Origin of the sequence: Leptospira ainazelensis, from assembly GCF_016918785.1 — a bacterium.
In the GTDB taxonomy this organism is placed as follows: domain Bacteria; phylum Spirochaetota; class Leptospiria; order Leptospirales; family Leptospiraceae; genus Leptospira; species Leptospira ainazelensis.
This window is the reverse complement of the sequence record NZ_JAFFPT010000055.1, coordinates 68,445-91,830: the sequence shown is the minus strand read 5'-3', so window position 1 is coordinate 91,830 and position 23,386 is coordinate 68,445. Positions and strand designations below refer to the sequence as shown.

Annotated in this window: 14 protein-coding genes; 8 read left to right on the top strand and 6 right to left on the bottom strand. The window is 41.9% G+C overall.

Translation table 11 applies throughout. From position 1 onward, the window contains the following. Positions 1-501 precede the first annotated feature (501 nt). Both JWG44_RS13185 and JWG44_RS13180 read left to right on the top strand, forming a co-directional pair. Complete coding sequence (locus JWG44_RS13185) at positions 502-1,668, top strand: helix-turn-helix domain-containing protein (protein WP_205275420.1); 1,167 nt, start codon at positions 502-504, stop codon at positions 1,666-1,668. Between the two features lie 291 nt (positions 1,669-1,959). Beyond that, on the top strand, positions 1,960-3,126 hold the full coding sequence (locus JWG44_RS13180) for a DUF1554 domain-containing protein (protein WP_205275419.1): 1,167 nt from the start codon (positions 1,960-1,962) through the stop codon (positions 3,124-3,126). A 746-nt stretch (positions 3,127-3,872) separates the two neighbouring features. On the opposite strand, the gene JWG44_RS13175 is transcribed toward JWG44_RS13180, so the two are convergent. After that, positions 3,873-4,835, bottom strand: a complete 963-nt coding sequence (locus JWG44_RS13175; RefSeq protein ID WP_205275418.1) for a hypothetical protein — start codon at positions 4,833-4,835, stop codon at positions 3,873-3,875. Positions 4,836-4,897: 62 nt separating this feature from the next. Further along, positions 4,898-5,401 carry a TerB family tellurite resistance protein gene (locus JWG44_RS13170; RefSeq protein WP_408611974.1) on the bottom strand — a complete coding sequence of 168 codons (504 nt, stop codon included), beginning with the start codon at positions 5,399-5,401 and terminating at the stop codon, positions 4,898-4,900. 116 nt (positions 5,402-5,517) lie between these two features. On the opposite strand from JWG44_RS13170, the gene metG reads away from it, so the two are divergent. The 3 genes from metG to JWG44_RS13155 all read left to right on the top strand — a co-directional run bounded on the left by metG (position 5,518) and on the right by JWG44_RS13155 (position 12,637). Continuing rightward, positions 5,518-7,608, top strand: coding sequence for a methionine--tRNA ligase (gene metG, locus JWG44_RS13165; protein ID WP_205275416.1), 2,091 nt, complete (start codon positions 5,518-5,520; stop codon positions 7,606-7,608). A gap of 516 nt (positions 7,609-8,124) precedes the next feature. Next, positions 8,125-10,755: a [protein-PII] uridylyltransferase family protein gene (locus JWG44_RS13160; protein ID WP_205275415.1), complete on the top strand. Its 2,631-nt coding sequence runs from the start codon at positions 8,125-8,127 to the stop codon at positions 10,753-10,755. Positions 10,756-10,948: 193 nt separating this feature from the next. Then, complete coding sequence (locus JWG44_RS13155; protein WP_232371632.1) at positions 10,949-12,637, top strand: acyl-CoA dehydrogenase family protein; 1,689 nt, start codon at positions 10,949-10,951, stop codon at positions 12,635-12,637. 366 nt (positions 12,638-13,003) lie between these two features. On the opposite strand, the gene JWG44_RS13150 is transcribed toward JWG44_RS13155, so the two are convergent. After that, complete coding sequence (locus JWG44_RS13150; protein ID WP_205275414.1) at positions 13,004-14,668, bottom strand: GGDEF domain-containing phosphodiesterase; 1,665 nt, start codon at positions 14,666-14,668, stop codon at positions 13,004-13,006. A gap of 374 nt (positions 14,669-15,042) precedes the next feature. Between JWG44_RS13150 and JWG44_RS13145 the strand changes: the two genes are divergently transcribed. Then, positions 15,043-15,465, top strand: coding sequence for a hemerythrin HHE cation-binding domain protein (locus JWG44_RS13145; protein WP_205275413.1), 423 nt, complete (start codon positions 15,043-15,045; stop codon positions 15,463-15,465). Here JWG44_RS13145 and JWG44_RS13140 read toward each other — a convergent pair. Further along, positions 15,462-16,328: an MBL fold metallo-hydrolase gene (locus JWG44_RS13140; protein ID WP_205275412.1), complete on the bottom strand. Its 867-nt coding sequence runs from the start codon at positions 16,326-16,328 to the stop codon at positions 15,462-15,464. The genes JWG44_RS13145 and JWG44_RS13140 overlap by 4 nt on opposite strands. Positions 16,329-16,568: 240 nt before the next feature. On the opposite strand from JWG44_RS13140, the gene JWG44_RS13135 reads away from it, so the two are divergent. Further along, entirely contained in the window at positions 16,569-18,281 is a 1,713-nt protein-coding gene (locus JWG44_RS13135) for a hypothetical protein (protein WP_205275411.1), read from the top strand. On the opposite strand, the gene JWG44_RS13130 is transcribed toward JWG44_RS13135, so the two are convergent. Further along, entirely contained in the window at positions 18,275-18,982 is a 708-nt protein-coding gene (locus JWG44_RS13130; RefSeq protein ID WP_205275410.1) for a TetR/AcrR family transcriptional regulator, read from the bottom strand. The genes JWG44_RS13135 and JWG44_RS13130 overlap by 7 nt on opposite strands. 4 nt (positions 18,983-18,986) lie before the next feature. Continuing rightward, positions 18,987-22,100: an efflux RND transporter permease subunit gene (locus tag JWG44_RS13125; RefSeq protein WP_205275409.1), complete on the bottom strand. Its 3,114-nt coding sequence runs from the start codon at positions 22,098-22,100 to the stop codon at positions 18,987-18,989. Between the two features lie 330 nt (positions 22,101-22,430). On the opposite strand from JWG44_RS13125, the gene sppA reads away from it, so the two are divergent. After that, positions 22,431-23,384, top strand: coding sequence for a signal peptide peptidase SppA (gene sppA / locus JWG44_RS13120; protein WP_118980848.1), 954 nt, complete (start codon positions 22,431-22,433; stop codon positions 23,382-23,384). Positions 23,385-23,386 lie beyond the last annotated feature (2 nt).

Sequence of the window (23,386 nt, the reverse complement as noted above, 5' to 3'; positions counted from 1 at the left end):
TCTCTGCTTATAAATAAGGGAAACACGTGCAGAAAGCGTATTTTGAATCGTATGAATAGGTCAAAGCTGTTGAAAAAGCTTTGAATTTTATTTTGAATCTGTGTGGAAAATGTGTTTTTCCGATTTTCCCTTTCCGATTTAAAAATCGGAAAGATTTTCACGTTAGGAGGGCATTTCGGATGATGTCGTTTTCTTTCGGAGCGAAACCGAGAGAATTACGCTCTTCTCATTTTTTTTTGCAAGTCTGTTGAGTTATTATTCAATAACTTTTCCTATAAATCAGTAAGTTTTCATTTTTCCCTCTTTTTGGACACTTTTTTGGCATTCTTTGGTTTGGGTACCGTATTGATTGGGAACAGAGGAAAACAATTTTTATTTTTTTTTGGGAAGTGACGATTTATAATTCTCAAGAATTAAAAAAAATGAGCAAAGGCTCGGAATCGCTTTGTTACCAAAATATCTGGTAAAAATACAAATAAATAACTACTTAAGGATTCGGATGTGGAAGAGGTTAAATATTACTCTTTAGCTGCGATGCTCTATTTTATCATCGCGGCCTTTGGACTGTTTAAGAGGGATCGTAACAAAAGGTTTGGTACGTCTGTGCTGTTTTTTTTGATGGCCTCTCTTTTCTGGTCGTTTACGGCTACTATTTTTATCACTGAGTATGCTCTCGCAAAAAAGTTGGCTCAGTATTTTTATGCCTTTTTCTCTGTAACGGTAATTTTCTTTTTTATGAATCTTACTATGACGGCGAAGAATGGAAATACTCAGATCAACGACGGGGATTTTTCCGCGTTGAGAAAGCTGCTCCTTCGAAGTTTTGCGGCGACTGCCGCCATTGTCGTGGTGTGGGATCTATTGGATGAATTTAAGATTCCTAACTTATCGGAAATGATTTCATTAGGAAGCTTTTTGTTCTTCGCGTATTTGCTTTTTCAGGTTTTGGTGCCGCTGCGCTCCTCGGAAAATCGCGGGACTATCTACAAAATTCTTCCTGCGATCAGCGTATTACTCGTGATAAAATTGACCGAAGTGATTCGATATTTTGAAGGCGCTAAGATCATCGAGCCCATTAACACGATCAATTATTACTTTTTGATCCTTTCCCCGATTATTTTGAGCGAATTTATTCCGATTGTCGCGGATCTTCAAAGAGCAAACGACGAATTCTCAAAAGGAAACGTCTCTTCGAGGGAACTGACTTTAGAGAAGAATTTCGAACAAAGAGATTCCAATTTAGAAAAAAGATCTCTTTTAGAAGACTTGAATATAGAAAAAGTAGAAAGTAAGCTGAACGAGTTGATGCAAAACGAAAAAATCCATCTCGATGAGGAACTCAGACTTCCTTCTTTGGCCTCTGAAATGGGACTTTCCGTACATCATTTATCAGCTTTTTTAAACGAACATATGGGAATGAATTTTAATTCGTTTATCAATCATCATCGAGTCAAGGAAGCAAAAGTAATGCTCCTGGACGAACCCGATCGATCGATTCTTTCGATTGGAATGGCGGTCGGTTTTAGTTCTTCCTCGGCTTTTCACAGAGCATTTTTGAAAGAGACAAAAAAATCTCCGAAGGCATTTCGAGAAGAACATCTTACGAATTATAAAAACAAAGAAGATGAAATGGGAGATCTTGATTCCAGATACTCTCATTCTATATAGGATGATTCGGATTCTCCTTTGATTTGATCGATCCAAGAAGAATCCGAAAATGATCGATTTCCACGATTCTCAAGTCTATTTTTTCAGAGTGGGTTTTATCTGAAATTCGCTCTGAAAAAATAGGAGAAGTGGTGAATTCTAAGCAAATTTTTCTTTCCTATAAAGAAGATGATTCTGAAAATGAAAAAGAATTCAAAAAATTATAAAGTTAAGTGTCTATCAGCGAATCAAGTTTAGATAGAAACAAACGAACCCATGAAGCGAATATCATTTTATAATTTTGCGGTATTAATGTTCCTTTCAAGCGCTTTGATTACCTGCGCTCAAGCAAATCGTTTTTCTCTAGATGGCCCAAGCGGCGCCTTAATCACATTGGTGCAAGAGGTAGCGGAGAATGCCTCTATCTCATCTTCTGCCGTTTCTTCTGTTCCCGCTTTTCAATTCAGCGGAACCTTGCAAGGTTTAAAATCCGGAACCGTTCAAATTCAGTTGAACGAAGAAATTCTTCCCGTCTCCGCGAATGGAGGATTTCAATTTGCAAACCGTGTTCCTCAAAACAAAACGTATCAGTTGAGTGTGAATTCTTCCGCTCCCAATCATTCTTGTAAAATTTATTCCGATACGACTGAGAATCCTTCCGGAAGCGTCGTCTCCGATGTTTCGAATCTTGTTGTCTATTGTTCGACGGTTTTGATCAACGGGAAAATTCCAGGCGATACGATCGAAATCAAGGAGAATGGAACCGCGCTGAATTTCGATGTTTCCCTCAGCGGTCCGACCGGACCAAACGATCCAGTCGCTCACGTCGGCCTTTCCACGACTGCGACCATCGATCATTTTAGTCCGGGTCCGGAGAATTACGATATGAACTTTGCAAATCCGGATTCGATTTCTGTGATCGCCAGCGATTTAACTCCTTCTGCCGCTTCGGATTATTTTGATAAAACCTATACTTTGAATGTTGCAGTGACTCCTTCCAATCTGGCGGTTTCTTTTACGATAAAAATTCTCAACAACGATAAAAGGATCGTATCCGTGACCAGACCGTCTGCGGGGAATATGCAATACGGCGGGGGTTCCTTCGGGATCAACGGCGGTGATTCGGCTTGTATCGGTTATTCGGGGATCAGTTCTAAGATTTTGGCGGGAGTTGCAACGCGGGTTCCGGGAAATGCCGATTGGCCCATCGCGAAGAATACAAAATACTACCGCGCCGATAACAATGCCTTTATTGCAACTTCGGATAACAACGGCTATATGGCCTACAATACGCTTTACAACAGCACCGGGGATGCTCCTGCGAATTTCTGGTCCGGCTTTAATACGGATTGGACTATCAGTCCCAATAACTGCGACGACTGGACGAATAGTGCCTCCGGTAACGGATTGGCCGGCGATGGATCCACTTTAATACCGTGTACTACGGGAAATAAACTCTCGCTTTGTATCGAACAATAAGAACCTTTTTCAAAACCGGGACAGAGCCTTGCGGCTTGATCTTTCTGATAAAGTATAAGCGAGTTTTTGGACGTACTGTAAGTTTTGAAACCTAAAGTCGGATTCGGCTTTTAGATTGGAAGAGCAAATTCTATTTTATGAATATTATAGAAATAATATGTTATTTAGAATCTCGTGGATTCGATTGAATTCCGATTTTTATCTTCATACGAAGGATTCAATTTTTTCGAAAACGATGGGGATTCCATACTTCGCCCCGAAGGATGAAGACAAATGACCCGCGGTTTTATTAGAGAACGGTTATATCCGTAAATTATCTGCTTTTTTGAAATATTGAGAACTTGTCCCAAATCCTGAGTGGAACCCGCTTACAAAACTCAAGTCCGCTCGTAATCAGAACGCTGGAGTTCCTACAGATTACGTCGCTTTTAGCGGTTTACTAACTTTCTAAGAGACTTCTTTTTGTTAAATTTTGATTGGAGTTCCTACTTTTTTGTGAAACTCGGGTGCCGCTTCTATTGGCGCTTGACAGGTTTTAGGAAAAAGTTCCGAGGCAAAGATTGAAATTCGTCTTTTGAAGAAGACGGTATTGTGAGAGGTCCTACACTCGAAGGACTGAAAGCCCGATTCAAAGTCTTTTTCGGTCGATCAGTCTGTCGGAACAAGAGGTATCGTAAGGGAATTCTTAGAACTTGGGACAATCCGGATTCTATCCTTTTTTTGTCGTTATAGAATTATAATTTCGTCTAACGTTTCCGATTTCTACCGATGATCGCATAAAGTCCTTTGGCAACGCTCTGGATCGTTCTTGTCATCACACCTTTGAGTTTGATTTTTAAAAATAATTCTAAGATCAATTCTCGAAGCGCGAGGTCGAAAGGAAGATTGTAATTTTTCCAATCGATCACAAATTGAAACGGATAACTTTGTTCCGGTTTGTCGTTCGAGTTCGGCGCAAAATGGATCAGAGTTCCTTCTACGGAAGTCTGATCTTCGTTTATATGTTTGAATTCAACGTAGATCTGAACTCGATTTTTGAGAAAGGGAAGAGGAATCACTTGCAGACCGGCGAGTTCGGACCAGGTGATGTCGCTTAACGATAGAAAACCCCTCGTTTCTCCGGCCAAAACGCCGATTCTAAGATTTCCCCTTTTTCCGAGTCTGCAAGAGCCGCTTTTTGTCCTAAAAAGAAGTTCGAGCGGAGAACCCGAATCCATATATCCGCCTTCGATCGCGATGTCTCTGAGCTGAATCGAATACGTGGGTGTAAGAGTTTTATCTACGATCGAGATCGATCCGTTTTCTATTTTCATATTTTGGAATATGATTCTTCCACGTTTCGGCATCAGTCCTATTTTTTTATGAGGACTGACGATGTTCGTATAATCCATGTGGAAGTTTCCAAAGTAAGAAGAGGGAATTCTAAGCTTGCCTTTGAATAAGGAAAAAAAATCGATCTGAAAATTCAAAGAGGAGATTCTCGTGTAAACCTGATCGGTTTTGAGAATTCCCGGAAATTCTATCGTACAGTTTTTGGATAGGACGTAAAAAACCGGCAGAAGAATTCCCGAAGAGGTCCATTTGAATTTGAAATGCCGAAAGGAAAAAAAGTTAACGAGAAGTTGAATGACCGGACCCGACATCAGGAACTGAAGCCCGGCGTAAAAGATCAAAAGATAGAATAACGTTTCCCAGACCCAGCCGATCATAACGATTCTCCGGGAAAAAAGAATAAGATCTGTAGGAAACGGTTCTGTTTCAAAAGACGGATTTACTTCTTTTTCTCAAGAATTCGATTTTCGATATTCTTCTTATCCATGGAAGATATCTCGAGTTCCTTCGATAGATCGTCTAAAAATTCTCTTTCCTTTTTTGTAAGCGCACCGTCCATCGAAACGATCACGCAGGCGTCTTCGTAAAAACCAGCAGCCATGATCGGATTTCCTTCCGAAAAATTGCGGATCGTTTTTACTGGGAGAGGATTTTCAAACACATCGGATAGTTCGCTGATGATGGAAGTTTTTTCCGCTTGATGATCGAAGAAGATACAACCTTCTTCAAAGAGAGCTTTTACCATCTGACCGACGAGACTTCCTTCTTTTTGATGAAAGATTCCGTCCGCCATGCAGGAATAAGACCAAACACTGACGAGGACCTTGGCATAATTCATCTTCAGATGAAAGATTTCTTGTTCGGGGTCTAATTCTTCTCTGAACTTTTCATAGAATTCATGCCCCGGCAGGACTTTGCTTGCAAGGGATGAAAGATTCTCCATTGGCATCGGGAGTTCCTCCAGGTTTTCAGAAAATTCTATCCTAACCATTGGATTTGCAATGAAAAACTGAAAAGAAAGACGTTGATTTTGACCTAAATTTTAGGAACCTGACTTTTGTGAACTCTTCTCTTAATAAAAACCCAAGAAAGATATTGGTTACATCGGCGCTTCCCTATGCGAACGGCCCGATCCACCTAGGGCACGTGTTGGAAGGTATTCAAACGGATATTTGGGTTCGTTTTCAAAAAGCCAACGGAAACGAATGTTATTTTTTCTGTGCGGACGATACGCACGGCACTCCGGTAATGCTTGCGGCTCGGAAAGAAGGAATTACTCCTGAAGAACTGATCGAAAGAGTTCAAAAAGAACACTTTCGGGATCTGAGCGCGTTCGGAGTTCAATACGATAATTATTATTCCACAAACTCGGATGAGAATAAAGTTATTTCGGAAAAAATTTATTTAGAACTCAAAAAAAAAGGTCATATCGCTCGAAGAGGAATAGAACAATCCTATTGCGAACACGATCAGATGTTTCTTCCCGATCGTTTTATCAAAGGTACTTGTCCCAATTGTAAATCCAAGGATCAATACGGGGACAACTGCGAAGTGTGCGGTAAAACTTATAGTCCGAAAGACTTGATCGATTCTCACTGCGCTCTCTGCGGAACGGCTCCGGTTCTTAAGAATTCGGATCATATCTTTTTTAAATTGGAAGACTTTCAAGAATTCTTAAAAGAATGGATCGAAGCCGGAAATCACGTAACCGAAGGTGTTCAAAAAAAATTGAAAGAATGGTTCGAAGCCGGTCTGCAACAGTGGGACATTTCCCGAGACGGACCTTACTTCGGTTTCGAAATCCCGGAAGAAAAGAATAAATACTTTTACGTTTGGCTGGACGCACCGATCGGCTACATGGCTTCTTCTTTAAATTTTTTCAAAGGAGATTGGAAGAAGTTCGATTCTTATTGGAAGGATGAGAACGCGGAGATCGTTCACTTTATCGGAAAAGATATATTATACTTTCATGCTTTATTTTGGCCCGCGATGTTACACGGAAGCGGTTATCAAACTCCGAAGAATGTTCACGTTCACGGATTTATCACCGTCAATGGAGAGAAGATGTCCAAGTCCCGCGGAACGTTTATCAATGCGGGCACTTACGCAAAATATCTGGATCCGGAGCACCTTCGATTTTATCTCGCAGGAAAGTTGAGCCCGGGGATGGACGACCTGGATCTTTCCTTTGACGATTACGCGGCACGGGTGAATTCCGATCTCGTCGGAAATCTGGTCAATCTTGTTTCCAGAATTTCCACGAGTATTTTGGATCAGTTGGATCGGACTTTGGGAATTCTTCCTCCTGACGGAAAAGAATTGTTAAACGAATTGCTCCGTCAACCGATCAAGGTTGGAACCGGCGAACAATCGGTTCAAGATATTATAAAAACTGCATACGAACAAAAAAATTACGCAAGGGTGATGAGGGAAATTACTCGTCTGGGAGACACGGTCAATCGTTATGTGAACGACAACGCTCCTTGGAAATTGATCAAGGAGAATCCGGAAAAGACCCGTGAAGTCGTGACTACCGTCTTAAACGCGAGTCGAATTCTCGCCGTTTATCTGTATCCGATCGTTCCGAAGGTTTCCGAAAAAATCTACGCTTTGCTCGGATTGAAAGAAACGCCGAAGTTTAAAGATTTAGAAGAATTTAACGCATTAGAAAAAACGAAAGTAAATCCGTACGAGATGATCACAAAACGTGTGGATGAAAAGGCGATCAACTCAATGTTAGAAGAAAACAAACAATCCGTAACTGAACATTCCAAAAAAGAAGAAGAAACCAAGGCGGCGAACGCGGCGCCTGCCGAGGAAAAACTTGAAATTTCGATCGAAGATCTCGCAAAGGTCGAATTGAGAGTCGGTCAAATCGTAGAAGCGGGGCCGGTCGAAGGTGCGGACAAACTTATCAACGTGAAAGTGGATCTCGGAGAACTGGGAATCAAAAACGTTTTTGCGGGAATCAAAGTCGCTTATCAACCGGAAGATCTAAAAGGTTTGAAGGTGGTAGTCGTGGCCAATCTCAAACCGAGAAAAATGAAATTCGGCATTTCGGAAGCGATGCTCCTCGCGTCCGGTGAAGGGGAGTCTTTGAGTTTGTTTGTTCCTCACAAAGACGCAAAACCCGGGGATAAGTTAAAATAAGAAAAATCAAAGAGCTTTCTAAAGAGGGTTGTGGTAAAATCAAATGTTGCTGAGGTTCGCGTAAGTTTAATTTTTCCGTAATTCTTACTCACGTCTTGAAGAATCGTATAAGGGATGAGAACGATCCAATTGCAAAGTTTTTGTGGGAATTCCCACAAAGAGGGCAAGGAGACTTTTTACTTGCAAAATTATGATTTTATGATAGAGAAAAGTCTCCCGAGTTTTCCCACCACCGCTCCCCTCCACCCAAGGTTAGGGTGGGGCGCGCGGCTTTTACGGGTTTGTCGTTGTTACGACAGATTTTTCTCCAGACTGAATTCGTTCGTAGATAAGGTTATCATTTTTCTTGGCGATAGATTTTCATTCGGTGACAAGCCATTTTTTAGCGAGAAACTTTGTCGGACCAAATTTGTCGGGGTCAAAAAAAGATTTACGGAATCGAAGCAACTCTTGAGAGGAATCGGAACTCGTAGCAGATTGAACCGGCTGAAATTGAATTTATTTTTAGGAATTTAGATGCCCTTACAATTAGATATCTCTTATAGTTTTCAAAGACTTCTGGAAAAAAGTAAGAACGTCGGCGGTCGTCTGGTTTCCCGTCAGCTCACTCACATCGTTGATTCGTTTATCCTTTCCAAGTTTGAAACTTCCGGGGTTGAATTCAAATCCGGCGATGAAATTTGTCTCATTGCAATGGGCGGTTACGGAAGAATGGAAATGGCTCCTCATTCCGATATCGATCTTTTATATCTTCACAACGGAATCAAAGAGGAAAAACTCGCAGCTTTAATCTCCAAGATCAACACTTATCTTTATGATTCCGGAAAAGAAGTAGGACATTCCTGTAGAACGATCAAGGAATGTTTTCAATATCTCGACGACATGTCTTCGTATCACGCGTTTTTAGACGCACGTTTCCTTGCGGGTTCGCGAGCGCTCTTTGAAAAATTCAAAACGGATTTTCTGGAAAAACTTCCTGAAAAAAGAACCAAAAATTATAACCAGGCGAAAGAAGAAATTCTTTCCTCTCGCTTTCTCAAAGAAGAACGTCCTATTTTATTAAGCGAACCGAATCTTAAATCCGACCTCTGCGGTCTTCGAGACATTCAATATATGTTTTGGATGGAAAAATCGGTTCGCAATCTTCCGTCTTTGGGCGGCCTTTCGATTCTTCCCGTTTTCCAAAGAGGGGAGATCCAACTTTTGCAGGAAGCTTACGATTTTCTTTTGAGAACTCGGATAGCAATGCACGTCATCACATCCCGGAAAACGGATCGACTCGATCTCAATCTTCAGCAAGAGGTCGCGGAATATTTGGGCTTCGGTAAAAAAACTGAACTTTCCTCGGTGGAAAAGTTTATGTACGTCTTATACGGACATCAGAAGAATATCTACTTCATCATTCGTACCTACTTGGACTCGATCATCGAAAAGCGAAAAAGTTCGGAAGGAGAAAGTTTTCCTTACGAGGATCTTCATTTTTTTAAAATCGGAAGAACCGTTTTTCCGCCCGTCATTGGAACTCTTTTTACGAACCCACATACGATCTACCGCGACGTTATGATCTCTTTTCGAATGATTCAAGAAAAGGATCTTCAAGTTTCGGGAACTCTCCTCAACGAATTTCGTTTCGCTTCCAATTTTTTGGACGACGACTTCAAGTATTCCCCGGAAGTGAACGATGAATTCTTAAAAATCCTAAGAACTCCTTCTCAAAGGGGAAGAATTTTAAAACTCATGCACGAGTCCGGAGTATTGGGTGCGATTCTTCCCGAGTTCGGAGCTTGTACGAATTTTCCTCTCTTCAGTTATCATCACGAGTTTACGGTCGACGAACACACACTTTTGATCTTGCACGAATTGGATCTTCTCGATAAGGGAGAATTCCAAGACGTGGAAGTGCAAAAGGCTTACAAAGAATGTTCTAAGATAGAACTTCTCGCTTTGGCGATTTTGTTACATGACGCCGGTAAAGTAAAGGAAGGGGATCATTCCCAATACGGTGCGGAGCTCGTCTCTTCCGTCGGAGACCGTCTAGGCCTTAGCGAAGAGGATCGCGATCTCTGTCGTTTTCTTGTGGAAAAACACACTCTTATGTCCGAGTTGAGTTCCAAGAGGGACATTGGAGATCCGAAGTTGGTCTTTGATTTTGCGAGGACCGTGGGTAATAGAGAAAGATTAAGAAAACTTTATATTCTTACGGTAATTGATACCAAGTCGGTGGGTTCCGGCGTCCTTACGAATTGGAAGAGTTCGATTCTGAATACTCTCTATCAAAACACGATTCCGTATCTAATCAGCGATTCCAATGGAAATTTCGGAGAGGTCGGTCCGGATCGAGACGTGGAACTCGAGAATTTAAAAAAATATCTGATGGGAAAAGAAGGTTTGGAAGAAGATATTTCCAAATCGATCGTCCAGTTTGCGAACGAAGTGACTCCTTCTTCCTACCTAAACACGGTTTCCAATCGTAAAATATTAAAAAACTTTAAATCGCTCGGGACGCTCGCACAGGATGCGGCGAGGGGTTTGATTTTTGATTCGGAGCAGGATCCCGCCTTTGTCACGATCGATGTTGTAACCGTAAATCAACCGGAAATTCTTTTGGATCTTTCGTGTGCAGTTTCCTCCGAGGGGCTTAGCCTTTTAGGAATGAAAAGTTATACTCTCGGAGAATATTGGATCACTTCGATTCAAGTCACCGATTCTGCGGGCGGGGGAAATCTTCCCTCCGAAAGAATGGATCGTATCGAAGCCAAGCTGAAAGCGATCGCATCCGGAAATCTAAAAAGAGAAAGTATCGCCTTTCAGAGAGCGGATTGGAATCCAAGAAAACCTACACCCGAAAGTATAGTAAATAGATCCGTTATGTTTTACAACTCAGACCTTCCGGATGTTACTATCATGGAAGTAAGAATGCCGGACGTGGTCGGTTTGGTTTATAGGATTCTTCAGATCATTCTTCATCTTGATTTAAAGGTCAGATACTTGAGAGTTTCGACTAGCGCGGATTATGCGTATGATTCTTTTTATCTCCAAACTTACGAGGGGGCAAAGCTGGAAGACCAGAATCTATTATCCAAGCTGAGAGATAAGATTCTTACGATACAACTTTCGGAACAAATTCTGGATGAAATAACGATTTGATATCGCTGTTATTTAAAAAAAAAGATCTATGAAATTCTAAAATCAAAACACGTTAGTTCGTTTCCGATTCCTTCCTTTTTTCGCTCGCTAGTAAACCGGGCCGGAGTTATACTTTCCTAAAATCGATATTTCAAAAAGAATAAACTTAAAAATATTTCTATTAGAATAGTATAGTGAATCGGGAGAGAATATTTTGAATAATCCATCTATCAACCCGGGGCTTGCCCCTTTCGATATTTCCAATTATAAGGGAAATCGGGGAAAGAATTTTTACGAAGAAGATAGAGTGTTACAAACTTTGGTCGAGAAGTATTCGCAAGGTTACGATTCCACTCATAAGAAAGCGATGCAGGATCATCTCCTCGGTTACGGCGCTCTTGTGGGCGGAGTTTTAGACGAGCTTACGGAGGCCTCTCACAAAGAAGGGAAATACGGAGAAGTCGTCAAATACGACAGAACCGGAAACCGTATCGACCAAATCGTTTATTCCAACGAACAGAAACAATCCAGAAAGATTTCCTATGATTATGGAATCGTAAATTTGAATTATCATTCCTCCTGGAAACATCCTTTTACGGACCTTCATCGTTATGCGTTAGCTTATCTTGCCAATCAAAACGGAGAAGGTGGAGTGACCTGTCCTCTCGCGATGACCGAAGGGATGATTAAGGTTTTGGAATCGATCGGAACTCCCGATCAAAAAGAGAAATACTTGCCGTTGGTGGCAGGCGAGGGAAGTGATTCTCATTTTATGGCGGGCCAGTATGTGACCGAAAGAGTGGGCGGTTCCAACGTGAGCGCGAACCGAACGATCGCAAGAAAACAGGAGAACGGAAAGTGGATTCTTACCGGAGAAAAATGGTTCTGCTCCAATCCCGGCGATCTTTGGGTTACTACCGCAAGAGTCGAAGACACGAATACGATCGGACTTTTTTTGGTGCCGAGAATCAAAGAAGACGGTACATTAAACGGACATCATATTCTTCGTAAAAAAGATATCATCGGATCCAGAGGAAAACTCACCGTTGAAATCATTTATGACGGAGTCGAAGCGGAATCTCTGGGCAGGCCCTCGCACGGAATCTCGAATCTGATCAAATATGTGATAGGGATTTCCAGACTTCATGTTTCTCTTGCAGCCTCCGGAATTTCTAGAAGGGCCTGGATGGAAGCTTACGAATACTCAAAGTTTCGTTCCGCATACGGGAGTAAAATTTTGGAATTCCCATCCCTTTTAAAACAACTCAGCGATCAAAGATTAAAACATACCGCGATGTTGACTTCCGTGTTTAGACACTATCATACGCCCGAAAATTTAAAATTGGCGGGAGAAGTTTTGGCCCCTCTTTTGAAATACAAATGTTCCGCGACTTCGACGGAGATCACATACAATTCAATTTTGGTTCTCGGCGGAAACGGAATCGTAGGGGATTTTTCTGCGCTTCCGAGACTTCATAACGATTCCATCATCAATGAAACTTGGGAAGGAACCCACTTATTGTTAAGCGAACACGTTCTCAGGGGATTTAAAAGAGAGAAAGTGACGAACGCGTTTTTCAAATTTGTGGAAGAGTTGACCGACAATACGACCGAGGCTTCGGAAACGATTCGAAATAAGGCCGGTCTTTTAAAAGGGCTCTTGGAAAAGTCCAGTTCGGAAGAATTGGATCTCAATCGAATTTATATTTCCGATTTGGCCTTTGAAATTTTTGCGTTGGCTTCTCTTTCCGATGTTTCCGGGAAAAATGCGCCCAGTAAACAAAAAGATCTTTCTTCCTTCCGGGACGGATACTTGGATCTTGTAATTTCTTCTCAGGGTTTTGCGAAGACGGGAAGTTTTTCCGGAAATCCTGAAAAATTGAAATCGGTGATTCATTACTGAATTTTTTGCGGGGTCGGTAGACTTTTTGTAAAAAGAGTCTACCGGTTGAGGTCGGAATTTTCCTGTAGTGGGGAGTTCCCGCAAAAATTCCCGTTCAAAACAAAAGAATCCTTCACAAAACTGCGAAACCGAACCGAAAGAATTTCTTTGTCGGACCAAAGGATCGTTCGAGTGGAAGCGGCTCCGAATTTAAACCGTAAAGATCTTCTCGTTCAAAACCAATTCTTCCGTTCTCCTTTGAAAAGTGGGGAGTTCCCGCAAAAATTCACGTTCAAAACAAAAGAATCCTTCACAAAACTGCGAAACCGAACCGAAAGAATTTCTTTGTCGGACCAAAAGATCGTTCGAGTGGAAGCGGCTCCGAATTTAAACCGTAAAGATTTTCTCGTTCAAGACCAATTCTTCCGCTTGTAGGATCTCCAACGGATAAGAATAAAAATAACCCTGCCCAAAATCGCAATTGAGCTCTTGCAGAAGATTGTGTTGTGTTTCATTTTCCACACCTTCCACGATGATCGATTTTCCCATCGCTTGAACAAGATTGACCAAGGAAGTGATGATCGTCCTTGTAGAAGTCTGGAAATAATTAAAAAGAAAAATTTTATCAAGTTTGATGTAGTCGATCGGGAGATGAATCAATCTTCCCAAGGAAGAATAACCCTTTCCGAAATCGTCGAGAGCAAATTTAAAACCGAAATCCCTCAAGGAGTTTACGACTTTTCCGATTTGAGTTTCACAAGAATCGAAAGAATTTTCGATGATTTCCAGAATGATACGATCGGGTTGAATTTTATAATAAGCGCTCGCCTCCTTAAGAAGCGGAACGATATTCTTATCCCCCAGTTGTTTCGGGGAAATGTTCAGAGACAAGGAAATATTCTTGGATTCTAATATTGAATTTTCGTAATATCGAAACGTCTCCCAGATCATCCATTCTCCGATCGTCTTGATAAAACTGGAATTCTCCGCGATCGTGATAAAACTTCCCGGAAGCAGTTTTCCCTTTTGGGGATGATTCCAGCGAACCAGGGTCTCCATCGAAAAAATCCGATTCTCTTTCATATTCACGATCGGTTGAAAGTGAATTTCCAGTTCGTTTCTGTTTAATACTTTTCGAAGATCGATCTCAATTTTCGCCTTTTCCGAAGTCGCGGAGATCGCATTTCGATCATAGTAGAAATGAGAATTCGGTCCCATCATAAAAGAACGGTGCAGAGATTCCTTTAGGATCCGAATCGCATTCATATCGCTTCCGGATTCCGGTTCAAAACGCGAATACCCTATATTGACGTTGAGATGAAATTCCCTTTCTCCGTAAGAAAAAGGAAAATTAAAAAGAAGAACGATACAATCACAGAACCACTCGGCTTTGGACTCGGAATCGATCTGTGTGCAGGAAATCAAAAAGTTATCACCTTCGATCTTAAAAACCGAATCCTTCGGATTGAGATATTTTTTTAACCTCTCCGCAACCTTAACTGAAATCGAATCAAAATAAGAATTTTCCTCTTGCGACGCGACCGCGTCCGGATTTGTGAAGGAAACTAAGAATACAAAATGTCCGTCCATATTCCGAGAATTCTGCGAAACAAGTTCTTGGAAGTGTTTTAAGAAGTATTTTTTATTCGGAAGATTTGTGACCTTATCAAAATAACTCGAATCGAATTCCTTTTTTGGAGGAATGGAAACTTCCGGTCTGAAGCGAATCATATAAGAATGTTCTAAATCGTGAATCGTCAAATGAAGTTTTAGATCGCTGTTTGAGAAGAATGGAAATTCGATGCCGTTCTCTTCTAAGATCGAAGTAATATCGAATTCTTTTTCCCAAGTTTTTTTAGCGCTTAAAATCGGGATTAACTTTTCAAACGAAATTCGAAACTCGGGTGTTGACCAGTGTTTTTGAAATTTAGAATTGGAATAAATCGTTTTCCATTCCCGATCCAAGACTACAATTGCTTCGATCGACTGATCCGAAAAATACAATAATGACTTTTGTAAGGAAGGAGAAATGTTCTCCATTGGTGTACCCATGCTTAGCATTTTATCGTTAAAACGCTATAATGAAATACGTACTATAAATCAAAATATTCGCTATTATAAGTTTACACTTTTAAAGAATTCTTTGTCTTTTGTTTGTCATCGGATTGAAACTCATTCCGAAAAGGATCTGTGAATTATTTTTCCTCTTGGAAAAAAAGATCTTTCCTTAGAGGCGAACCTAGGATTATTTCTGTAATCCGTCGAAAATCCCGCTTTCTGACCTTTGCGATCCGAAGCAGATTCTTCCACGTTCCAATTGAAAAATTCTGATACGAATTCCGAGTTCGAAATCGGTCGCGAAAACTTTTAAGGAAAACCTTAAATCTTGATTCGAATATTTCTTTGATACAAGGACGGAACAAGGATTGGACATCGAATTCTATAAAAATCAGCACGTCGAAATTCTCGATCGTTTGAGCGAAATTGAAAGTAGATTGGAATCTGAAATTTCCCAGAGTGTTGAAATCCTCTTACACGAACTCGCCGGTTTGTCGGCAAGACTGGTTCTTCATATAAATATGAAGGAAAATTTCGTCTTTCCGAAAGTGAAGGATTTGATTTTAAACAGAGAACTTTTCTTTCAGGAAGAATATCTGAAAAAAGCTACAAACTTAAAGATCGCGTTCAAGGAATACAATAGCAGATGGTCGCTTCCTTCTTCGATTCTTCAGCGTGAGTCGGAATTCCGTAAGGATACCCGAAGATTGATCGTTTCTCTGAGAAAGATCGTAAAAAGGGAAGGAGCCGAAATCGATTTTATTTTCGAAAGAAAATCCGAGATAACTTAACGTTTTCCCATCCATTCGATACAGTTCTCTAACATTCTTTGGATTTCTTTTTTTTCCCGATACAAGGGATATCCATGTCCCGGAAGAATTCTTTCAAAGGAATATTCTTTCAGCCTTTCCATCGATTTTTTTTGTTCGGACCAGGAATACCAGCAAACGTCTCGAAATGCGATCAGCCGATCTTTTTTAGGATCGTATGCGAGATGATCCCCGGTGAAAAGAAATTCTTCCCGATACAGCAGGACGGCGTGGCCTTTTGTGTGACCCGGTGTTGGAATGATCTGGATGTCTTCGGCGAATTCTAAGATTTCATTTCCTCCGAACACGATCTCAGCGGATGGAACCGCGCGCAGATCGCCTTCGTGGATGATTCTTTCACATCCGAAGGCCGTCTTAAATTTTTCGTGATCGGCTACGTCATCTTGGTGTGTTAAGAAATGATATCGGATTCCTCCGAGCCTCTCGATTTTTTCGGCGAGCGAAGGAAGAAATCGGGGGGAATCGATTAAAATATTTCCTTCCTCTCTTTGGATCAAATAGGAAAAGGCTCCGAAAGAATCTTTTGAATGATATCCGCAGTAATAAACGTTTCCTTCGATTTTACTAGGGAAACTTTCCTTGGCTTCTTTGAGATCGATCCTTTCTTCACTTCCGATAGACGTCGTAGGGCAGGCGAGAAGCGCTCTTTCGGCAGAAATTCTTTCCAAGTCCGTCTCCGGTTGTTTCCAAACAAACGAAGCCCCGTTTTTTTCCGAGAAGGTGGAAGGTGCGATGATTCTGCACGTTTCGCAATCGATACAAGAAGAATCCACATAGAAGTTGCCTTCCGGATTCTCACTTCTCCTTTTTGATGGATGGGCCATGCTTTTTAGACTTTTAGATTCTCCCAGATTCCAAAATCACTTCTTTGAATCCGCTTTGAAAGTCGGAATTCCCTCCTATTTTCCCGTTTTATCAATGTTACAAGGGTCCTGCGGTTTTAAATTCTGTAATCAAAATGAAACAAGATCCTCATCTGATTGTAACCTAATTGAAATATAAAATTCTCTGAAATTACAAAAATCACAACGGAGAACTGATTTATTACATTTCAGTATCTTAGAATGAATATTAGAGAAAAAAATCGAAGAACTAGGCTTGCATTATTACAAATCGGATTTCAGATTTTCACCCTTACTCAGACTTCCCTTTTCGCGCAGGAGAAGAATACGCCGGGCCTGGACACGACCAATGTGCTGGAAAAGCCATCAGTTCCGTTTACGGCTCCGGATTCTTCCAAACCCCAAGAAAAACCGAAAAAGGAATTTTACGAAGACAACGATAGCGGATTGATCTACACAAAACCCGGCCCGAATCGGACCAAAATCGATTCTCCGGAAAAGGATCCTTTCCCGGAGCGCAAAGAGATGCAGCTTCCGAATCACTTCAAACATAGACCGGAAAATTTGAACGAAGAAAAGTTGGTCATCGCCGCAAGGACTCAATTCCGTGCCGTGAGCGGTGATCGAGATTCTCCCTTTTCCGGGAACGAAAACTTTAATACCGTCGATGCGAACTTCAGAAGATTGCGTCTCGGTTTCTTTTACCAAGGTGCGAAGTGGTGGGGTTTTGCAACCCAGCTTCGTCTGGAAAACGCTCTCAATAGCCAGTTCTTAAAGGTGACAAAAGACAAAACCTCGGGCGACGTTCAGGACGTTACCTTGAACGACGCCCGAGGCCTCATTCATGAAGCGGTAGTCTGGGTGAACATTCCGATTCTAAGCTCCCGTTTGACCTTGGGTCAAATCAACGTTCCTTTTAACAGGGAATACATCCAGAGTTCCGCGAACTTTGTTTCTTTAGAAAGATCTCTCGTTACAAACGTCCTTCCTCAGTTTGATTTGGGCGCGATGATCGCGATCCATCCTTTGCAAGCGATCGATAAAAAATACACAAGATATTTATCTCTTCACGGTTTTATCGGCAACGGCCACGGAGGCGGCGGGGATTACGGTTACGGAAGAAGACAAGACAATTCTGCGGCGCGTCAGAACTTGCCGCAGCTTCTCGCTCCGATTTTTTACGGTAGGGCTCAATACAACGTCTTCGGCGGTCTGATCAAAAAAGACAAGGACATCGGTTGGGTGGAAGGAGACGAGATCTTTCAAAACGATCCTAAACTTTCTTTCGGCGCCGCCGTCGCACAAACGACTCAAGTCAAAACCTCTCAACCGGTTCCGATCGAATTTTTATATAAGGATCAGACGCCCACAAAATTGATTCTTCAACAAACGACCCCTACAAACGGAATTGATCCTACGGGGCTTCGTTCCGACTATCTCGCGGACGCGTCGACGACTACTCCGGGAAGACCGAATCTCGGTATCGTCGGTCATACATACGACATGACCTTTACTTGGAAGGGATTTTATCTCAATGGAGCTTGGAGTAAGTTTTCCGGTTCCGCCGCCAATCAGGTGATGGGATATCACGGAATGATCGGTTATAATTTTCATCTCTGGGATACGAAGTATATCATGCCTTTGATTAAGGTTGAATTCTTAAAAGGAGACTGGAACCAAAATAAAACGTTTGAACCGAGTGAAGCCTACTATGTTTATTGGGCGGGAATCAACCTGTTAGGCGATTCTCATCTTTTTAAGGTGCAACTTTTTTATCAGTATATACATTCAAATTCTGCGAAGAATTATTTCTTGAATACTACGGACAATCGCGATTCGAGAACGGTTTATCTTCAGTTTCAAGCGAACTTCTGGACCGGGACCACTTCTCCCGAAAACGTTTCCGGAGGCGCGATCTACAGACAGGATTATTGATCGAGTTTGGAATCCTTTACAAAAAGCGCCTGATCGAAAAGTTTAAGAATCGAGTTTATCTCCACGTCTCCGCTTTTCGTACAGAAAAACGAATAAGCCTGATTGATTGTAAAACCGTCGATCAGGTATCGAAACATCACATAAATCTCCTCCGTATCAAAGTTCGGATTTAGTAAGTTTAACTTTTGTGCGAGTTTGATACTTCTTCGATGATATCGCTGATACAAACGGTTGTAATAATCCGTTTTTTTCTGCAGTTTTTCTTTTGTAAGAATTTCGTTTGTCAGGAATTGATAACAGACTCGATTGAGTTCTTTTTTCGAATGAATATCGAGAAGGATCGGCTTTAAATACTGATCCCGTATCGCGATCGAATTTTTGCACTTTTGAAAGAGCGATTGTGTGATCTCCAAATCCTTTCTCGCCGCATAGTCGATCAGAATGTAGATGAGATCGTCCTTGCTGTCGAAGTGTTCGTAAAAAGTTCCTTTTGCAAAACCCGCCTGCGCGGTGATGTCTTCCACTCTTGCTTCATGAAAACCCTTGCTTCCAAAAACGGAAAGAGTAGCTTCTAAAAGTTTCTCTTTTGTTTCAAAGGATTTTTTAGATTCTTTTTTGGAAGGGGAAGAAGAAAACGAAAACCCGAGAAAAGTCCTTTTTCTCGGGCGGATTTTGGATTCTTCTTTAGAAGAGAGTTTCAAGGTTCTACTTCTTCTTACCGTTTTTCTTTGAGAATTTAGAACCGAGTTCGTGAAATACTGAAAGTGTCACGGGAACATAGAGAAGACTTCCTAACGTTCCAAAACCCAATCCCCAACCCAAAGCCAAAGTCATCGGAATCAAAACAGGATCGGAACCGCCGAGGCTGTATGCGGTTGGAAGAAGACCGGCAACCGTGGTAAGAGTTGTAAGAAGAATCGGTCTGAATCTTCTTTGACTCGCTTCGATTAGGATTTCGTCCATACTCGCTTTCGATCCCTTTTTAATCGAATCGATACAATCGACGAGGACAATCGACGCGTTTACAAGAACTCCCGCGAGTCCAATGATTCCGATCATCGCGAGAAAACTGATGGATTTTCCGGAAAGAGGAAACCCGATTACGATTCCGATGATTCCCAACGGAATCGTACTTAAGATTAGAATCGGCTTCCAAAAACTTCGGATCGTGAGCGCGAGAATTCCGAAAATTCCGAAGATCGCGATGATACCCGCTTTGCCGAGGGAAGCCATCGATCTCTGCGTATCTTTTTCTTCTCCGCCGAACGAGATGGAAATACCGGGATACTGTCTTTCGATCAAAGGTTTGAATTCGTCCGCGACCTTTTGATTCGCGTCGTGAGCAGTGATTTGATCTATCTTCACATCACCATTGACCGTGATGGCTCGTTCAAAGTCCTTGTGCGCGAGGAGTTCCGGAGATTCTATCAGATCCATACGGGAAATTTTCGCAAGATACGTGATGTTTCCCGCCTTGTTTCGAAGCGGGATCGATTTGATCTCGTTCGGGTTTTTACGAAAGTCACGATCGTAAACGACTCTCAGATAAATTTTTGTTCTTCCTTTACGAATCGAACCTGCCCTTTCTCCGTCGTAGGCCGCGCGAAGTCCGTTGGCCGCCGCAAGAGTGGAGACTCCGGTAAAACTCTCGAGGCCCTCGTTCAATTGGATGTACATTTGTTTACGGCCGAATCGATAATCGTCCCGAACTGAAAAAACTCCCGGAATGGATTTTAAGAATGCCTGAAGTTCGTTGGAAATCTTCTTTAGAGTTTCGTAATCTCTTCCTTGAATCGAAATCGTGATCGGAGCTCCGATAGGAGGAGCGTTTCCGAATTCCTCCAAAAAAAGATCCGTCATACCGGGAGTTTTACGAAGTTCGGGTTCGATGGATTGAAGAATTTCGGAAGCCTTCCGTTCTCTTTTTACTTCCGGAGTGAGATAGATGAGAATCACCGCTAAATTCTCTCCGAATCGAGAGAGAGGATCGTCCGGATCCGTTTGTTGAACTCCGATCTTCGTAGAATAACTTACCAATTCTTCTTTTGGAATTTTCTGGACGATCCCTTCCATGTATTTCATCTTTTCCCGCGTTTGAAAGATCCTGGAAGTAGGAGGAAATTCCGCCTTGATCATGATGATTTCAATGTCTTCTTTCGGGAAAAGGATAAAGTCCATTTGAGACATGGCTCCGCAAGATCCAAAAACAAGAAGAATAATGAAAGCAAACGATGCCTTTTTGTGTTTGATATTAAACGAAACGAGTCTCGAAAAAGAATTTTCGAGAGAAATAAAATAAGAATCCATCTTTTGCCGGAATCGGCTTTTTACTTTGAGTTGTTCCGGCGTTTTTGCGTAAACCGCGATCCTCGCCGGCAAAAAGAGGAAAGATTCGATAAGACTCGCAGTAAGAGCCACGATGACGACTAACGGAATTTCCCAGATAAATTTACCCATGATTCCCGTCATAAAGAGCATAGGGAGAAAGGCGGTAACCGTGGTTAGATAGGATCCGAAAATAGGAACTATCATTTCGACCGTTCCGCGAATGGAAGCCGTATGAGAATCGTTTTTTTGATCCAAGTAGGTGTAGATATTTTCGGAGATTACGATGGAGTTGTCCACGAGCATTCCGAGAGAAATGATCAATCCCATCATAGAGATCATGTTAAACGAAACGTCGAAAAACGGAAGGACCGAAAATGTCATCAGCATGGAAAGCGGGAGCGAGAGAGAAGTAAGAGTGGCCGTTCTAAAATCTAAGAATAAGAAAAGAATACCGAAGACTATAATAAATCCGATAAGGGCGTTGGAAGAAACCACACTCAGTCTATTTTTCGTCCTCTTGGCTTCGTCGTTTAAAACGAAAGTTTTCATCCCCGAAGGATAAGAACTCGATAGTGTCTCCAATCTTTTGTGAACCGTATCGGCTACTTCGATGGCATCGGCTCTTTCCTTTTTGATTACCGAAAGAACGAGTCCTTGTTTTCCGTTTGCGATCGCTAAAAAGCGCGGATATTCGAAAGTATCTTCGATTCTCGCGAGATCGCCTAATTTTACCGTGGAAAATATTTCATTGGTTCGAGTGGGAATTTTTCCGATTTCGGAAGGAGTTTTAAATTCTCCATCGATTCTTAGATCGAAAGAGTTTTCCGAATCCACGGATCCTGCCGGAAGATTGATGTTTCGATTTCTTACAGTATTAACTATATCAGATAAATCTAATGAATACTGTTTTAGCTTATTTGCATTTACTAAAATTTGCCATTCTCGGTCTCTTTTTCCAAAAACGTCGACTCTCGCCACTCCGGGTATTTTTTCCAATTCGAGTTCTATGAATTCCGCGGTTGTGTGAAGTTCGATTTCGTCTTTCCCGCCGGAAATCGAAAATTCAATGATCGGAAAAGATCCTGATTTTCGTTCTGTCATCTTCGGTTTTTCCGTTACTTGAGGAGGGAATTCCGACATTGCATTGTCTACGGCGCGTCGAATCTCGTTGAGAACTTTTTCCGGATCTTTTTCTTCCAGGCTGACTCGAACGTCGATGTCCGAGACTGAGTTTCTGGAAAAGGAGCGAATCTCGTCGATCCCATCGATTTCCTTGAGTCGTTGCTCGATTGGGTAGGTGACTCGGAGTTCGACGTCCTCGGGGGATGCTCCGGGGAACTTTGTAGAGATGACCATTTGTTTCATGTCTACGTTCGGGAACGCATCTCGGCGGAGGCCTAAGAGCGAAATCGTTCCGGAAAGGACGATAAAGACCATTCCCAGATACATAAAAAGTCGGTTTTTGATAAAAGATTCGATGATTGATTTCATATTTTCTGACTGACTGGTCAGTTTCCTGCACTATTCATTTTGTAGTCAAACTGGAAATTGCGGGAACTCCCCAAAAAATCACGAATTCTCACAGAATTTTTTCAGAACGAGGTCGTCCGCTGCTTGACGCTGGAAAGTTATGTCCCATTTTTTATCGAAAAAAGTCGAAAACCGGCACAGATTTCCTTTGAGAACAAAACCGCACTTCCGGGCCCACCCTCGTTGTCTCGGGGATTTGCGGGAACTCCCCAGAATTTCCCCTTTCACAGCCTAACCCAACGATTCTTATTTCATTTGACACTCTCGAAAGGGGAGAATCTGATCTCAAGAGTGGAAAGAAACCGTCTTGCTTTAGCGATTACATTTGTTCTTACGATCCTCTCCGTCCTCATCGGGCTCGTAAACATTTCCCTCTCAACGACCACTTCGAAATATTCCAAAACTTCCGGTGGAACTTTTTTTAGTACGGCCCCGATCGGGGCGGCGCTGATAAAGATTGACGGAGAGATTCATTCCGGACATTCGACGTTCGAATCTACGGGTGCCGAGAGCATTCTTCAAAAACTTAGGGATATAGAACAAAATCCGAATATTAAGGGAATCTTAATCGAAATCAATTCTCCCGGAGGAACCGTAGGAGCTTCTCAAGAAATTTATAACGAGCTCATGCGTCTTCGAAAAACGCGAAAGATCGTGGTTTCTATGAAGGACATGGCGGCGTCGGGCGGATATTATATCGCGGCTTCCGCCGACAAAATTTTCGCGCTCTCGGGAACAATTACGGGATCGATCGGAGTCATAGCGATGGCTCCTAACGTCAAAGGTCTTCTTGATCGTTACGGAGTGAAGATGAGAGTCTACAAAGAAGGGAAATACAAAGATTCTTTGTCGCTCTTTCGCGATTCAACTCCCGAAGAGGATGAGATGATCCAGAAGATGCTTTCCGATACATATAACGAATTTATCCAAGACGTCGCAAAAGGAAGAAATCAAACCGTAAAGTCCGTTCAGACTTTGGCGGAAGGAAGAATCTACTCCGGACAGGATGCATTTCGAAATAAACTCGTGGATGAAATCGGCGGAAGAAAGGAAGCGTTAGAAGAATTATCCAGGCTTTGTCAGTATGACGGTGAAATTCCTCTTTATGAAGAAGAAGAGTCTCCGTTTGACAGACTCTTTATGATGTTAGGCGCAAAGATGAATTCTTTTTCGAGTGAAAGAATTTTCTTCAAAGAATTTAAAAATTCTCCGGTTCTCATCATTCTTCCACAAGCGCTTAGGTAAGA

What these genes read in the sequence shown, in the direction of transcription:
- JWG44_RS13180 (WP_205275419.1), top strand. Translation starts at nt 1,960, where the DNA reads ATGTTCCTTTCAAGCGCTTTGATTACCTGCGCTCAAGCAAATCGTTTT.
- JWG44_RS13175 (WP_205275418.1), bottom strand. Translation starts at nt 4,835, where the DNA reads ATGATCGGCTGGGTCTGGGAAACGTTATTCTATCTTTTGATCTTTTAC.
- JWG44_RS13170 (WP_408611974.1), bottom strand. Translation starts at nt 5,401, where the DNA reads ATGGAGAATCTTTCATCCCTTGCAAGCAAAGTCCTGCCGGGGCATGAA.
- JWG44_RS13160 (WP_205275415.1), top strand. Translation starts at nt 8,125, where the DNA reads ATGCCCTTACAATTAGATATCTCTTATAGTTTTCAAAGACTTCTGGAA.
- JWG44_RS13150 (WP_205275414.1), bottom strand. Translation starts at nt 14,668, where the DNA reads ATGGGTACACCAATGGAGAACATTTCTCCTTCCTTACAAAAGTCATTA.
- JWG44_RS13140 (WP_205275412.1), bottom strand. Translation starts at nt 16,328, where the DNA reads ATGGCCCATCCATCAAAAAGGAGAAGTGAGAATCCGGAAGGCAACTTC.
- JWG44_RS13135 (WP_205275411.1), top strand. Translation starts at nt 16,569, where the DNA reads ATGAATATTAGAGAAAAAAATCGAAGAACTAGGCTTGCATTATTACAA.
- JWG44_RS13125 (WP_205275409.1), bottom strand. Translation starts at nt 22,100, where the DNA reads ATGAAATCAATCATCGAATCTTTTATCAAAAACCGACTTTTTATGTAT.